Annotated in this window: 10 protein-coding genes; 4 read left to right on the top strand and 6 right to left on the bottom strand. The window is 54.9% G+C overall.

Translation table 11 applies throughout. The features are described 5' to 3' along the window. The first annotated feature begins 96 nt into the window (after nucleotides 1–96). Both JYB84_RS13500 and JYB84_RS13495 read left to right on the top strand, forming a co-directional pair. Complete coding sequence (locus JYB84_RS13500; protein ID WP_207320557.1) at nucleotides 97–471, top strand: VOC family protein; 375 nt, start codon at nucleotides 97–99, stop codon at nucleotides 469–471. A 135-nt stretch (nucleotides 472–606) separates the two neighbouring features. Next, on the top strand, nucleotides 607–1,347 hold the full coding sequence (locus JYB84_RS13495) for a DUF481 domain-containing protein (protein ID WP_207320556.1): 741 nt from the start codon (nucleotides 607–609) through the stop codon (nucleotides 1,345–1,347). 97 nt (nucleotides 1,348–1,444) lie between these two features. Here the strand turns inward: JYB84_RS13495 and JYB84_RS13490 are convergent, their stop codons facing one another. Beyond that, nucleotides 1,445–1,834: a DUF3718 domain-containing protein gene (locus tag JYB84_RS13490; RefSeq protein ID WP_207320555.1), complete on the bottom strand. Its 390-nt coding sequence runs from the start codon at nucleotides 1,832–1,834 to the stop codon at nucleotides 1,445–1,447. Between the two features lie 586 nt (nucleotides 1,835–2,420). Between JYB84_RS13490 and nhaD the strand changes: the two genes are divergently transcribed. Both nhaD and JYB84_RS13480 read left to right on the top strand, forming a co-directional pair. After that, the gene (nhaD, locus tag JYB84_RS13485) at nucleotides 2,421–3,812 is read left to right on the top strand and encodes a sodium:proton antiporter NhaD (protein ID WP_228290970.1); all 1,392 of its coding nucleotides are present in this window, start codon (nucleotides 2,421–2,423) and stop codon (nucleotides 3,810–3,812) included. Between the two features lie 105 nt (nucleotides 3,813–3,917). Continuing rightward, entirely contained in the window at nucleotides 3,918–5,306 is a 1,389-nt protein-coding gene (locus tag JYB84_RS13480) for a hypothetical protein (RefSeq protein WP_207320553.1), read from the top strand. Here the strand turns inward: JYB84_RS13480 and JYB84_RS13475 are convergent. The 5 genes from JYB84_RS13475 to JYB84_RS13455 all read right to left on the bottom strand — a co-directional run bounded on the left by JYB84_RS13475 (nucleotide 5,296) and on the right by JYB84_RS13455 (nucleotide 14,333). Next, nucleotides 5,296–7,524, bottom strand: a complete 2,229-nt coding sequence (locus JYB84_RS13475) for a PAS domain-containing protein (protein WP_207320552.1) — start codon at nucleotides 7,522–7,524, stop codon at nucleotides 5,296–5,298. The genes JYB84_RS13480 and JYB84_RS13475 overlap by 11 nt on opposite strands. A gap of 150 nt (nucleotides 7,525–7,674) precedes the next feature. Continuing rightward, nucleotides 7,675–10,860 (bottom strand): efflux RND transporter permease subunit, encoded by a 3,186-nt coding sequence (locus JYB84_RS13470; protein WP_207320551.1) that lies wholly within the window; start codon nucleotides 10,858–10,860, stop codon nucleotides 7,675–7,677. Then, nucleotides 10,860–12,068 (bottom strand): efflux RND transporter periplasmic adaptor subunit, encoded by a 1,209-nt coding sequence (locus JYB84_RS13465; protein WP_207320550.1) that lies wholly within the window; start codon nucleotides 12,066–12,068, stop codon nucleotides 10,860–10,862. The genes JYB84_RS13470 and JYB84_RS13465 overlap by 1 nt, the downstream gene beginning before the upstream one ends. Before the next feature lie 271 nt (nucleotides 12,069–12,339). Continuing rightward, nucleotides 12,340–13,557 (bottom strand): ATP-dependent RNA helicase SrmB, encoded by a 1,218-nt coding sequence (gene srmB / locus JYB84_RS13460; RefSeq protein ID WP_207320549.1) that lies wholly within the window; start codon nucleotides 13,555–13,557, stop codon nucleotides 12,340–12,342. 65 nt (nucleotides 13,558–13,622) lie between these two features. Then, on the bottom strand, nucleotides 13,623–14,333 hold the full coding sequence (locus tag JYB84_RS13455; RefSeq protein ID WP_207320548.1) for a tRNA1(Val) (adenine(37)-N6)-methyltransferase: 711 nt from the start codon (nucleotides 14,331–14,333) through the stop codon (nucleotides 13,623–13,625). Between the last annotated feature and the right edge of the window lie 227 nt (nucleotides 14,334–14,560).

Raw genomic sequence — 14,560 nt, 5'->3', positions numbered from 1 at the left:
TATTAACATGACTGGTATCTGAATGTGTCCTAGCGTAAGAAAGTATGACTGGAAGCAGCGGACAACGAGACGCCAGTGGTGAACGGAGGGCGTGGGATGAAACTTAACCTGCTTGGGCTGGACCATATAGTGCTGTTGTGTGCCGATGTGGGTGTCATGGAGCACTTCTACGTTGACGTGCTTGGTTGCAGTGTGGCGCGACGTACCGAGTCCTTGCTACAGTTGCGTGCCGGGACAGCATTAATCGACCTTAAGCCTGCGACATTCTTGCCAGCCCAGTCCCGTCTCGATCACTTTTGTCTCCAGTACCAACCCGTAGCTGAGCAGGCGTTGTTGGCATACCTTGATGCCCATAAGGTACCCCGTGGCGTGTTTGAGTCCAGATTCGGGGCTCAGGGGCAGGGCCTCAGCCTGTATATTCAAGATCCTGAAGGAAACCGGATAGAACTCAAACCGTCCTCTGGCGCCTGAGGTCATTATTGCCAGCCCCCTATACTCCCTTCCAACAGTACTGACACCACAGGTGGTAGTTGAATTTCGACTTTACCACCATAGGTGGTACCATTGGCACCGAATTCAGGGAATCGTTTACGGAGATACATGATAATGAAGAAGATGTTGACTGCGGCTGCCGTGGTATTGGCGCTGCCATTCAATGCGTTTGCCGGCGCTGATTTCATCAAGGGTGACAAAACCTTTGCCGGAGAAGCTGAGTTGGGGGCCACCCTGACCACGGGCAATACCGAAACCTCTTCCGCCAAAGGCCGTTTGGCGCTCAAGCATGAATTGGGCAACTGGGAAAATCAATACCTGCTGGAAGGCTTGTACAAGGAAGATACCGGAGCCGTGACTGCGAAACGTTACATTGCCGCAGCCCAGGGGGATTACAAATTTGATGATAATGACTATCTGTTTGCCAACCTGAACTACGAAGTCGATCCCTTTACCGGTTACCAATACAAGGTCACGACGGCAGCCGGTTATGGTCACCGATTCTATGAGACAGACACTACCCTGCTCACCGGTGAAATCGGTCCCGGTTACCAGTATCAACTTTTGGACGGCGAGCAACAGGTCCTGCGTGGTTATACCTCGGACTCCAGCTGGGTTGCCCATGGTGTGGTGAACTTTGAGACCGAGATCAGTGACAGTGCCAAATTCAGACAAGTTGTGGTTGCCGATTATGGTGACAAGCTGGAGGCTCGTTCAGAGACCTCGCTCACGGCCAGTATCATTGGTGCCCTGGCAATGAAATTTGCCGTGATAGTGCGTTACAACAGCGAGCCGCTGGACGACAAAACGAGCACTGATACAGAGACCAACATGACCTTGCTGTACTCCTTCTAAGGTTTGGCTGCAATAGAAAAGAGGGCACCCCAAGGGTGCCCTCTTTGTTTTTCATTGAGCAGCAAAAGATCTGCCAACTCATTGAGTATCATTCAAATCAGTTGGAAGAAACCATCACATAGACCTTCCCGGGTTCAGCTTGGGGGGCTGCATAAGAGATGTCTCTGATGATGACTCTTTCGTTATAGCGCAGGCGCTCACGGGTCAGAGGGACCAGGTAGGTATGGGTTTGGTCAGCGCCATATTGGTGGGCAAACTGTGCCAGGCTTTTCCCATTACACAGCACTGTATTGGCGTTATAACGCGCTGTGCCATAGCTGCTTTGATTGAGCTGTAGCCTTAGTGCGTCGCGGTCGTTGCTGCCCGCTGATACGCACATCTTGGTTTCCGGAGTATTGTCCATTGCGACGAATACGTACTGAGTTGCCTGGGCTGTTGTAGATAAGCCTGCTGCCAGGACAGCGGCGAGTATGATTATCGATTTCATAATCCAATCCTTAGAGAGTGGTTGGTTATTCGCGGGTGCTGATATCCCTGTCTGCACAATGGAGAAATGCGATGGTCACTGTTAAGTAAAGGTCAGTATTGCGAATGATGCCGTCATCAAGGGAAGAGATTTGTATCAGTTTGATTATGGTGTATGGGATTGTGTCTGCGGGTAAGCAAATGTGTGAGTCTTGAGGCAGATGCAGCGTCACCGCCAGGTTCGGATTCAGCTTTACATCCTCGATTGAAAAGGGGGATGGCTAATGCAACAACGGGGAGCCGGTCAGTAAGGGACTTATTCATCAAGAGCTGAGGAAACGGGTTGCTGGTATTTTTGGATTAAGAACGGTTTTGTGCTGATCTGTTTGTTTTTCTGCTACTTATTTATGGGTATCAAAGGGCTTTTTTGTTGCAAAAAAGAGAAAAAAGTGTGCTTAAGCTTAAGTGAAATCTCTAAAATTTGCGTTAGTTCAAATAGTGGCCGCCTGAGCCCATGCTAAATTCCCGATGACATCCAAACAATAGGGCATGCTATGAAGAATAATTGGGGAGCTAAAGGGTGGGTCGCCTTATGCGGCGGCCTGTTGATGCCTGTGGCCCATGCCACCGAAGCCGCAACAGAATGGCTGGATTTGACTGCCTCAGGAGCCGGATATGTGGCAGTGGCGATCTTTGTATTGGCCTATCTGCTGGTCATGGCGGAAGAAAAACTGCATTTACGCAAATCCAAACCCGTGCTGGTTGCCGCCGGGATTATCTGGGGGATTTTAGGGTGGATTTACAGCCAGCATGGTATGCCTGAGCTTGCAGAAGAAGCCTTCAAACATAATTTGTTGGAATACGCCGAACTGCTGCTGTTCCTGTTGGTGGCCATGACCTATATCAACGCCATGGAAGAGCGCGGCCTGTTTGATGCGCTACGGGCCTGGATGGTCAACAAGGGCTTCAGTCTGCGTCAGGTATTCTGGCTCAGCGGTTTCCTGGCGTTTTTTATCTCCCCTGTGGCCGATAACCTGACCACAGCGCTGTTGATGTGCGCTGTGGTCATGAAAGTGGGCGGCGACAATAAAAAGTTTATTGCCCTGTCCTGTATCAACATAGTGGTGGCCGCTAACGCCGGTGGTGCCTACAGTCCCTTTGGTGATATCACCACCCTTATGGTATGGCAAAAGGGCTTGGTGCCCTTTGGTGATTTCTTTGACCTCTTTATTCCTTCTTTGGTTAATTTCGCCGTGCCGGCGTTCATCATGAACCTGTTTATTGAGACAGCCTGTCCTATGGCGCTGTCGGAAAAGGTCTACATGCGTCGCGGTGCCAGACGTATAGTTGGGTTGTTTTTGCTGACTATCACTATGGCCGTTACCGCGCACTCTGCGCTGGGCATGCCGCCGGTACTGGGTATGATGACGGGTTTGGGCCTGCTGCAGTTTTTCGGTTTCTACCTGCGCAAGACCTTTGAGCATGGCCTGGCGAGGGCTAAAGCCAAGGCCATAGAAAATCAGGACGATGTCAGGTTGGCCCAGTTGGGTCAGGTTGTGCCTTTTGATGTCTTCAGTCGGGTGGCCCGCGCCGAGTGGGACACGCTGCTGTTCTTCTATGGTGTGGTGCTGTGTGTTGGCGGTCTGGGCTTTATGGGCTACCTGCACATGGTATCAGAGGCCATGTATACCCATTGGGATCCCACCTATGCCAACGTGGCTGTGGGCTTGCTGTCGGCCATAGTCGACAACATCCCGGTCATGTTTGCCGTGCTGACCATGAATCCCGACATGGCCATGGGCCAGTGGCTGTTGGTTACGCTGACTGCCGGTGTCGGTGGCAGTCTGTTGTCTATCGGCAGTGCCGCCGGTGTGGCCCTGATGGGGCAGGCGAGGGGGATTTACACCTTTGGGGTTCACCTCAAGTGGACTCCAGTCATTGCCCTGGGCTACGTTGCCAGCATACTGGCACACATGTGGCTCAATGCTGCCACCTTCTGAGTCGTGCGGGGTCTCAGGACCCCGCAACTATCGACGTATTCGCTTGAATTAAGCTATATTGATTCAATCACTTAATTGCCTTAATTCGCTGCGTGTCGAGGTTATGTGTCCGCTATTCAGATCAAACAAGAAGACGCCCTGTCGATAAAATTCAGTCATCAGATTGCCATGGGGCAGAGTCGAAGCCTGGATCTATACTTTGCTCTGCCAAAAGAGATGGGGATAGGTCCACAAAGCCTCAATGAAGAAGAGTATTACTACAGCGCTATCGTTGGACGCCGGGCCTATTTTTCCGATGGCTTGCACCTGCCTTTGGTGCAGAGTCGTTTTGCCAGTTTTACCAAACGCACGGTGGAGGAGTTTCGCCTTTACCTGAACCTGTTCGCCTATCAGTTTGCGGTAGCGGTGGAAAATGATACCAAGGAGCTGCAACGCCTCACCGAAGCGGAGCAGTTCTATCCGGCCCTGGCCGAGGTAACAGAGCAGCTGAGCGGTCTGCTGAAAAAATTCCGCCGCAGTGAGCCTGCCGATCCCAAATGGAAGTCCTACTTCGAAAATGCCGATAATTACCTGTCCTGGTTTTGCGAACAGAAATTGCTGAAGCTGTTGGCCCATGGCCCCCGCGCCCAGGGATTCAATGAAGTGGCCGAAGCCTGTTTGGCCCTGTGCCGCGCCGAGAACAATTACCGCAATGACAGGCGCTATAACTCGGCCCAGACCAAGGCGGATCACAATCGCATTTCCAACAAGATGTTGTTGCTCAGACGCCTTATTCAGCAGGGCGTGGTGCTCAAAGAGGAGCTAAAACCCCTTGGCGGCGGACTGAAGAAGTTCATCAATGGTCTGGCGACGGGATTGGTGATGCTGGTGGTGTCAGCCCTGGTGATTGAAGCGCAGGGCGTCTTTTCCGGTTTTACCCTGTCGTTGGTGTTTGCGTTGGCGGTGATCTACGGCTTTCGCGAAATCTTCAAGGAAGATATCCGCAATGTTATGTGGCGCAAGATCCAACGGGGACGCCCCCGCTGGAGCAGGATCCTCCGGGACACCACCAGTCAGGAGATCATTGCCCGGCAGCTGGTATGGCTGGAATTTATGCGGCCACAGGATGTGCCCACCGCAGTGACCGAAATCCTCAAACGCCGTCACAGACAAAACAAGGTGGATGTGGAATTCCTTCATTACGGTATACACACCAAGGTCAGCGAAGAAGGTTTTCTTGCCGGCTATGACACTATTTCCGAGCAGGTGGTCTTCAGCCTGGTGCCTTTTGCCCGCTATCTGGAGCGGGGTAAGTCCAAGGTGTATCGGGAGGTGGATGGCAAGATCAGCAACGATTCGGCCGAGCGCCGTTACCAGGTGAATCTGGTGTTGGTGTACCGGGAGGGCAAGGGTCAAAACCACTATGCCCGCTACAAGATTGTTATGAATCGCTCCAGCATAATCGAAATCAGCAAGAGCGAACTACCCGAAGAGCTGTTGGCCGTCAGCGGGTAAAGGCCTGACAGATACGCTGCTCACCGGTTTGCTTGGCGCGCTTGAGGGCAACTTCGGCATTGGACAGGAATTGCTCCAGGCTCTGACCTTCATGGAAGGCGGCTATGCCGATGCAGATACCTTCGCCCAAGCCGTTGTCATCCAGGCGCTCCAGGGTCTTGCTGGCCAGAAGATGGGCATGGTTGGCATGGGTATCGGGCAAGATCACCACCAGCCTGCCCAATTGCCAGTGCGAAATCTGCAAACTGCTTGGTAAATCCCGCAATAATTGCATTTCCACTTCCTGCTGGCGCTTTTCCAGCTGACCTATGTCACTCATGTGGCTCAGCATGCCGGCGGGACTGATATCCAGCAGCATCAGGCTGGCATGATTGCGACTTTTTCCCGGCAGTGACTGGAAATAGTGTTCCAGATCATTGAGGTTCGACAAAATGGTACTGCGGTGGGGCACAAGATCGCCGCTCTCCCGCAACTTCTGCCTTGGAGCCGCCAGCTCCAAAGTGCAGACGATAAACTCCACTTCCCCGTCTTCGTCCAAATGGCCTTTGAGCGTGGCCTGCAGGCAGGACTGCAGGCGACTGCGATCGGTGCACAGTATCTGCCCCTGCCACTGTCCCTGCATGGCGATTTGTTGCACTATTCTCGGCCATTGGTTGCCCAGATCGTTTTCCAGCAGTTCTGCCAGATTGTGACATTGCAGCTCACCGGGTTGCAGCAATTGATCAAAGGCGGCGTTGGTTTTCAGCAGGCTGCCATCGGCGCGGGTGAGGGCCGCGGCCACTGCACTTTCACCAAGCAACTGATTATGCTTTAGTTCCTCCTGGCAATGTGCCAATTCGCTGATTTCCTCCAGGGTGACCAGCGAATAGCTCTTGGCTTCATGGCCTTGCTGGGCGTGACGGATATGGACCCTGAGCACACCGCCTTCCTCGGGCCCCAGATCCACTTCACCACGCCAGCTGCCATTTTGTTGAAGTGTCTGTTTAAGGGCGTCGTAGGCTTCATCATCCAGTTGCAGACAACGCTGCAGACTGCGATCTTTCAACTCATCGGGCGCCAGCATCAGTGCTTTCGCGGCGGCAGGGTTGGCACTCAGAATGCGGCCATTATCATTGACCAGCAGGCTGCCGGTATCGCCGGCAAACAGGGTATTGGCCAGCCGAATCCCCACATGACGGGAGCGCTGTTCAAGACGGAACAGGTGGCTGAGTACTATCACTGCGGCCGCCAGCACAGTCATCAAAATGGCGACCACGAGCAACAGGGTGTGCCATTGGCTGAAGCGTGTGGCTATATCTTCATTACGTATGTAGGACACCAGAAAATATTCCCGCCGCGTTTCATACTGGGTGGTCAACTCCACCTTGAGGTAGACAAAGGTGGCATCATCGCCGTGAAACTGCCCGAAGTTGCTCATGGCCATCTGACGCCACAGTGCCGGATAGGTCTGCCTCAGGCTGCCGCTGAGGGTGTCTGGCAGTCTGGGCAAAGGTGACATGGAGGAGGCACCGGCATACAGCAGGCCCTGGGTGTCAAACATCATCATTGGAGACTGGCTGCCCGATATGGCGGGTTTTATCAGCTCCAGGGTACGCAGCATGGAGTTATAGGTCACCAGATAGCCCCTTACGCTCTGATCGGGATTCTCCAGCCAGGCCAACTGGTACATATAGGGCTCAAGATTGCCTTCCTGATCCAGGAATTCCATCGGCGAAGTGTAAATTTCATTGCCGCCCATGTTGCGATTTTTACCCAGCAAAGGTGCGGGTACCGGCCCCTGGCCAAACACATCGTTGCTGGAAAAGCGGAATTTGCCATTGGCATCAAACAAGGCCACCCCCATGAGTTCGGGAATGTTCTTCTGCAGCGACTGCCACTGAGACAGCAGGCGGGCTTTTTCCTCTTCCCCCGGATTATCCAAATACTGCCTTAAGCTTTCACCGCGGGCGAAGGTCTGGGTTCGGAATTGCTGAAAAGTGACCTTGTCGGCGATCAGGGTTCCGACGGTTTGCAGTTCACTGTACCTTTGGGTCGCCCACTCTTCCTGCAAACGGCGTTCGCCCAGGGTAATGATCACATTGGTGATCAGCACCATGGTGATCACCAACATGGCCAGTTGGCTGCCGAGGGCCAGCATGCGTTGTTGGGACCAATGAACACCCTGCGCATCTATCAAAAGAGATGAAAGTGATGGCAAACCAGGAGAGCGCTTGAGCATGGGAAACAGGATTCCGCTGGGCTGAAATTGACAGGTATGTTAACACGAATTGTCCCGGTTAACAGACGCAAGCCAAGAGAAGCAGAGTCCCGAGATTGCGGGGATGGGCAATAAAAAAGGGGAGCATGGGCTCCCCTTCTTGTCACTTCGTCAATCCAGCGGATCAACCATCAACTCTGACCTGCCAAGTTGCGGCTCAGGTGCTGCATCCGGACTGGTCTTGGCCTTGGGTTGCCACCACCAGCCATAGAAGCGGCGCCACAGCTTGGCGACATCATCCAGCACTATGTACAGCAGTGGTACCATGATAAGTGTCACCACAGTGGAGAACAGGATACCGAAGGCCAGGGAGGTGGCCATGGGGATCACTATCTGGGCCTGCAGGCTGCGTTCCATAATTATGGGCACCAGGCCAACGAAGGTGGTCAACGAGGTGAGGATAATGGCGCGGAAACGGTAACAGCCGGAATTGACCGCTGCGTCCTTGATGGCATAGCCCTGCTCCCGGGCACGGTTAACAAAATCCACCAGGATCAGCGAGTCATTCACCACCACACCCGCCAGGGCTATGATGCCGCACAGGCTGAGGACGCTCATGTCCAGACCCAGCAGCAAGTGACCGAACAGGGCACCAATCATACCGAAGGGGATCACCGACATGATGATCATCGGCTGAATATAGGACTTGAGCGGTATGGCCATCAGGGCATAGATGGTAAACAAGGCAAAGAACAGGCCCTGCACCAGACCGATAATGGCATCGGCCTCGTCCTGGCTGGCGCCATCCAGCGCAGTATCTATCTGGGGGTACTTGCGCTTGAGCTGGGGGATAAAGTCTTTTTCAATTTCGGCCGTCACCTTGGAGGGTTCCACCTTGTCCTTGTTGGCATTGGCCGTGATGCTGATGGCCCTGTGACCATCGACCCGGTTAATGGCCGAGAAGGATTCACCCAGCTCGATTTGGGCCACAGTGCCGAAGGGGACTGCCTTGCCATCGGGGGTGCGGATGCGCATGTTTTCCAAATCGCCCACGGTGCGACGCTGCTCCAGGGGGTAACGCACCATGACCTTGACCTCTTCCTTGTTGCGCAGGATGCGCTGGGCCTCGAAGCCATAGAAGCCGTAGCGTACCTGACGGGCCAGATCCGACAGGGTCAGCCCCAGGGCTTCGGCCTCGGGTTTGATCTTGAGGCGAATTTCGTGGCTTCCGGAGGAGTAGTTGTCGGCTATGTCATACACGCCTTCATAGCTGGCCAGCTTCTGCTTCAGTTCCTTTGACGCCGCCGCCAGTTGGTCCAGATCCGATGAGGTCAGGCGGAAGGAGATATCACCGCCACCGTCATTGGTACGGGCATTCATGCTGAGCTTTTTCACCGCCACCAATTCCGGCAGCGCCTTGCGCCAGGCTTCGGCAATGGCCTCGCCATCCACCTCGCGATCTTCACCCTTGGTCAATTCGGTGAAGATGAAGGCCGATGTGCGGGAGTTCAGGGTAATGAAACTGTGTTTGACCACAGGCGCGCCCGTTTCCTTTTCCATCCGGGCATCCATGCGGTACAGGGCATCTTCTATCTGTTGCACTACCCGCAGGGTGTTTTCTTCCGAGCTGCCCTCGTCCATGTCCAGATGCACCTGGATGAAGTCCGACGGGATATTGGGGAAAAATACCCAGCGCACCTTACCGCTGGCCACCAGGGCAATCGACAGTATGAGCACGCCCACGAAGGCACTGATCACCGAATACCTGTGGCGAATGGCAGTCTCAAGAAAGTTGCGGTACTTGTGGTGAATAAAGAACTGCACCTTTTCGTTGAAGCGTACCTTCCAGCGTCCCAGCGCAGTGCGCGGCTCGCCGGTCTTGGCCTTCATATGGGCCAGGTGAGCGGGCAGGATAAATTTGGACTCAACCAGGGAGAAGGCCAGGCAGAGGATCACTATCAATCCTATGGACTTCCAGATAATGCCCATGGGACCGGAAACCATCAGCATGGGGATAAAGGCGGCGATAGTGGTCAGCACCCCGAAGGTTGCCGGCATGGCCACTTTCTGGGCGCCGCGGATCACGTTGTCCACCGTCTGGCCGTGGCGCTCCACCTCGGTATAGGCACTTTCGCCTATGACTATGGCATCGTCCACCAGGATCCCGAGCACCAGAATAAAGGCGAACAGGGTCAACATGTTGATGGACAAGTTGAAGGGCTCAAAGGGCATCAGCAGCATGGTGCCGAGGAAGCACACCGGCAGGCCCATCATTACCCAGAAAGCGAGTTTGAGATCCAGGAACAGTGCCAGGATAACGAACACCAGCAGGGCACCATAGAACATGTTCGACAGCATCATGTTCAACCGGCCCTTGAGGTAGTGGGTCAAGTCACCCCAGGTGTCGAGCTTGGCTCCTGCCGGTAAGTCGGCCTGTTTCTTGGCCACGTAGTCCTTGACCTGTTTGGCTATGTCCAACGCGTTTTGCTTGTCGACGCTCAGCACCTCAATGATGGCCGCCGGCTTGCCATTGAAACGGGTGTACTCCAGGCGCTCTTCGAAATCGTCTTTGATATTGGCTACCTGGGGCAGCATGATCCGGCTGCCATCTGGACGGGAGCTGACCACTATGTTGGCGAAGTCGTCGCCTGTGTAAGCCTGTCCCTTGGTGCGCAGCAAAATATCACCGTCTTTGGCGCGGATGGCGCCACCGGGCAGGTCCAGGGAGGAGCTTTGTACTGCCGCAGCCACCTGGGAGAAAGTCAGACCGTATTCCCTGAGCTTGTCTTCGGAGACTTCAATTCCTATCTCGTAGTTGCGGGTACCCGTCACCTGGGCCCGGGTCACCGCCGGCAGGGCGTTGATATCATCCCTGACGCTCTTGGCCATTTCCTTCATTTCATGCTGAGTGAGATCGCCGTACACAGACACCCAGATCACATTGTTTTCCGGTTTCAACTGAAAGATGTTGGGCTTTTCTATGTTGGCCGGGAAGGTGGCAATGGCATCGATACGCAGCTTGGCCTCGTCCAGCACCCGTTTGGCATCATAGCCGTCTTCCACTTCAATGCTGACCGAACCGACACCGTCGCTGGCCACAGAGGTCATCTTCTTGATGCCGCTGATGTCCTGAATGGCTTCTTCGATTTTGATAGTGATCCCTTCCTCGATCTCCTGCGGGGCTGCGCCCGGGTAGGCCACGGAAATGCGCAGATAATTGAGATCAAAGCTTGGAAACACTTCTTTGTTAATCAACATGGAGCTGAACAGGCCGCCGATAATCAGCACACACATCAGCAGGTTCGCCGCCACGGTATTGCGGGCGAACCAGGCAATAATTCCCTTATTGGTATCCATCAGTTACTTCCTGCCTGTGCCAGTCGGGTGTCCTTCTGCTCATCCTCGTCACGTTTGGTCTTGTCTTCCTCACCGGAAATTTTGACCAGTTGACCGGTGGCCATGTTGTTGAGGTTGGTGAGGGAGATGCGCTCGCCATCCTTGAGGCTGTCCTTCACAAAGGCAAATTCGGCATCGCTGCGCACCACATTCACCTGGCGTATTTCCAGAGTGTTATCGGCACGCACTACGGCCACAGTGTCGTTCCGTACCAGATGACGCGGCAACTTGACTATTCCGGCAACGGTGCGGCCCTTGATGGTGGCATTGACAAAACTGCCATATTTGAGCGGCAGCTGGCCCTGGGTCTTGTGGGCGCGCAGATAGGGATCCTTGACCTCGGCCACCAGATACACCATGCGGTTGGCCTCATCTATCATGTTCTCGCTGCGAACTATGTTGCCGGTCCAATTGATATCCTGGCCGGCAAGGGAAGCACTCAGGGTCACTTCGGTATCCGGATTGTCAACAGACTCCAGGTAGGCGAGATCGGCATTGGCCAGTGGCAGGCGCACCTCGGCGATGGCGGTGTCGTACAGCTCACCCAGATTGGTGCCCAGGGTTACGTATTGGCCCAGATCCACGTTGCGGGACTTGATAATGCCATCGAAGGGGGCGCGGATCACTGTGCGCTCAAGATTACGCTTGGCGCGGGCCATGGCGGCTTCGGCGTATTTGACATTGGCCTGCTCCTTCTTGAGCTGCGGGATCCGCAGGCCCAATTCAGGCGGCATACCCTTGTCGTAACCCTTGAACTCTATCTTGGCCACTTCACCGCGGGCGATTTCCTCATTGAGGGCGGCAGTGGCCTGGGCCAGGCTGGCCTCGGCCTGCATCAGATCGGCTTCATAGTCCGAGGGCTCAATGACCGCCAGTTCCTCACCCTTGGTGACTATGCCACCGGCAACGAAATTGGCCGAGATGCTCAGCAAACGACCTTTAACCTCGGTCACCAGTTGGGTTTTGTACTTGGGCGAGACCACCCCATAGCTGGGCAGGTTGAGGGAGACAGTTTGCTGCTGAACTTGAGTGACGTCCACTATGGGAACCGGCGCCTCGTCGGCTTTTTGTTCCGGTTTCTGCTTGGAAGCCATCAGCATCATGGCCAGCATGATGAATCCGACCAGGATGAGAAAGGGCATGGCCCGGCGTAATATGAGTTTGAACATGTTATCCCGCTTATCCATTTCAGGTGTAATGGCGCCTAAGGTACCAAAGACGGGCGGTGACATAAATCACTTTTTGTAACGCAAATGTATCAAGAATTAAGAACTTGTCGCAGTCGTTACCCATTTTGCAGCGCGAGGTTTATTGGTTGGGGGCATGGGGCAGTGATTCATAGCGCCTTGGACTGTGCAACTCCTTGTTGTGCAATGGATACAACAAGGCCGCCCCGGGGCGGCCTTGATTGTCAACGGCTGTCAATTTTGACACAAAATCTTACTTTTTCGGCTTCTTGGGCTTTTTCGGCTTTTTGACATCCTTGGCCTTTTTCTTGCCGGGCACCTTGGCTTCTTTGTGTTTGGGCCGCAGCTCTTCGATGATGCGGCGTTTCAGCGGCATCTCGATGTAGCGCTCTATCTTACCCACCACCCGCATATCGTGGGCTTCAACCAGGCTGATGGCGGTGCCCTTGGCTCCGGCGCGGCCGGTTCGGCCAATGCGATGCACATAGGTATCTGCCGAGCGTGGCATGTCGTAGTTGATCACATGGGTGATGTCGTCAATGTCGATACCGCGGGCGGCCACGTCCGTGGCGAGCAGTACATTCACTTCACCCTTGGTGAAGCGGCCCAGGGCCTGGAAGCGTTTCTTCTGTTCCATATCGCCGCGCATAAAGGCGCAGGCAATGCCGGCCTGTTGCAACTGACCTTCGAGGCTGGCGACCACGTCGCGGGTTTTGACAAACACTATGGCGCGCTTAACTTCTTCCTGCCTGAGCAGATGACACAGCAGGGCAAATTTGTGTGCCTTGTCATCGGCCAGATGGATCCATTGGTGGATCTTGGCCTTTTCGCTGCGGGGAGCTTCGACGTCGATAAACACAGGCTCGTTCAGCAACTCACGGGCGAAGCGGGCCACACCGCCACCTTCCAGCGTTGCCGAGAACAGCATGCCCTGTTTGCGACCCTGGGCCTCAATGGCAATTGTCTGTACCGCCTGGGAGAAACCCATGTCCAGCATGCGGTCGGCTTCGTCTATAACCAGCACTTCCACCAGCTGCGCGTCGAACAGGTTTTTGTCCAGGTATTCCATCAAACGGCCCGGGGTGGCCACCAGAATGTCCACATTACCTTTGAGCGCGGCTTCCTGGGGACCATAGGGCACACCGCCGGTGATGATGGCGATATCCAGATCCAATCCGGTCGCCAGATGACAGGCATAACGGTGGATCTGGCTGGCCAGTTCACGGGTCGGGGTCAGGATAAGCACCCTGGCCTGGCCGGCTCTGTGACGGGGAAAGTCGATGAGATGCTGCAGTGCCGGCAGCAAAAAGCTGGCGGTCTTGCCTGTACCTGTGGGGGCGCGGGCCAGCACATCCTGCTGGTTCATGGCCAGGGGTATGGTTTCACGCTGGATGGTGGTGGGGGCATTGTGGCCCATGGCCTTCAGGTTTATGAGCAGGCTGGGGTCGAGCTGGAAATCTTCAAATTGCATGCGTGGCATCTCAACAGGTTCAAGCGCGGTATTATAGGTGCTTTGCCGACGGACTGAAACCGCAATCAGAGATTCAGGTAAAAGTCGCGGGTAAGGGCGGCCATTTCATGGCTGTAATGCCCTGTTTCATCGCGGATACACAGACTGGCATGTTCAAGGATTTGTTGGCCGGGGCCGATTTCAAGCAGCAGACGATTGGGAGCCTTGCCCGGGACACTTTGCACCAGAGTGCGGCGGCTAAGACACAGGCCCGCGCCGTCGGCGGCTGCCAGCAGCGCCCCTTCGGCATCTGTGGGGAGGATGAGGCTTGCCCGGCCCAGGGGCGTCAATAACTGCGCGATGATCCGCAGCAGCTTATCCAGGCTGAGATTGTTATCGTGTCTGGCCTGGGCCCGTCCCTGTTTGCTCGATTGGGGCCCAGAGCTGAAATAAGGGGGATTGCAGACTATGTGTTCAAAGCCGTTTGCCAGGGGAGGCGTGTCGAGCGCAAGTTGTTGTACGTCGCCTTCGAGTAGTTGCAGCCTGTCATTCCAGGGACTGGCAGCAAAATTGCGCCGGCATGCCTCGGCTGCCCCGGATTCAATTTCTATTGCGACTATGCTGGCAGGGCAGCGCTGGGCCGCCATCAGACTCAGCAGCCCGCTGCCGGCGCCAATATCAAGAACCCGTCCCGTGATCGGCAGCCGCGACCAGGCCCCCAGCAATACGCCGTCGGTGCTCACCGGCATACCGCAGTTGCGATCGTCAATATGGAATTGTTTAAAGCTGAAGGGCATAAAATCGCGTCCGCACTGGAGTTTGGGTTGGAAGTCCGGGCCTTGGCCTGATTGAACCGCGCCTATTCTAACAAAAAAGTTGCCGAAGCAAGTCAGCAAAACGTGGCTGGCATAAGCCGGCCTGGCTATTGCCCTGCCTGCTGGTCTGAGCTGTCGGCCCAATTCACTCATGTTCGGTGCCGAAACTGCCTTGAACCTGGAAACCGGGGCGCCCAGCCAGAGAAAAG

This window comes from Shewanella cyperi (assembly GCF_017354985.1).
GTDB lineage: Bacteria > Pseudomonadota > Gammaproteobacteria > Enterobacterales > Shewanellaceae > Shewanella > Shewanella cyperi.
The sequence above is the reverse complement of the archived record's forward strand: the minus strand, read 5'-3'. Positions and strand labels throughout refer to the sequence as shown.

Bases quoted from the DNA above. Each gene is read 5' to 3' on its own strand.
- srmB (WP_207320549.1), bottom strand. From the start codon at position 13,557: ATGCAATTTGAAGATTTCCAGCTCGACCCCAGCCTGCTCATAAACCTG.
- JYB84_RS13470 (WP_207320551.1), bottom strand. From the start codon at position 10,860: ATGGATACCAATAAGGGAATTATTGCCTGGTTCGCCCGCAATACCGTG.
- JYB84_RS13475 (WP_207320552.1), bottom strand. From the start codon at position 7,524: ATGCTCAAGCGCTCTCCTGGTTTGCCATCACTTTCATCTCTTTTGATA.
- nhaD (WP_228290970.1), top strand. From the start codon at position 2,421: ATGCCTGTGGCCCATGCCACCGAAGCCGCAACAGAATGGCTGGATTTG.
- JYB84_RS13495 (WP_207320556.1), top strand. From the start codon at position 607: ATGAAGAAGATGTTGACTGCGGCTGCCGTGGTATTGGCGCTGCCATTC.
- JYB84_RS13490 (WP_207320555.1), bottom strand. From the start codon at position 1,834: ATGAAATCGATAATCATACTCGCCGCTGTCCTGGCAGCAGGCTTATCT.
- JYB84_RS13455 (WP_207320548.1), bottom strand. From the start codon at position 14,333: ATGCCCTTCAGCTTTAAACAATTCCATATTGACGATCGCAACTGCGGT.
- JYB84_RS13465 (WP_207320550.1), bottom strand. From the start codon at position 12,068: ATGTTCAAACTCATATTACGCCGGGCCATGCCCTTTCTCATCCTGGTC.
- JYB84_RS13500 (WP_207320557.1), top strand. From the start codon at position 97: ATGAAACTTAACCTGCTTGGGCTGGACCATATAGTGCTGTTGTGTGCC.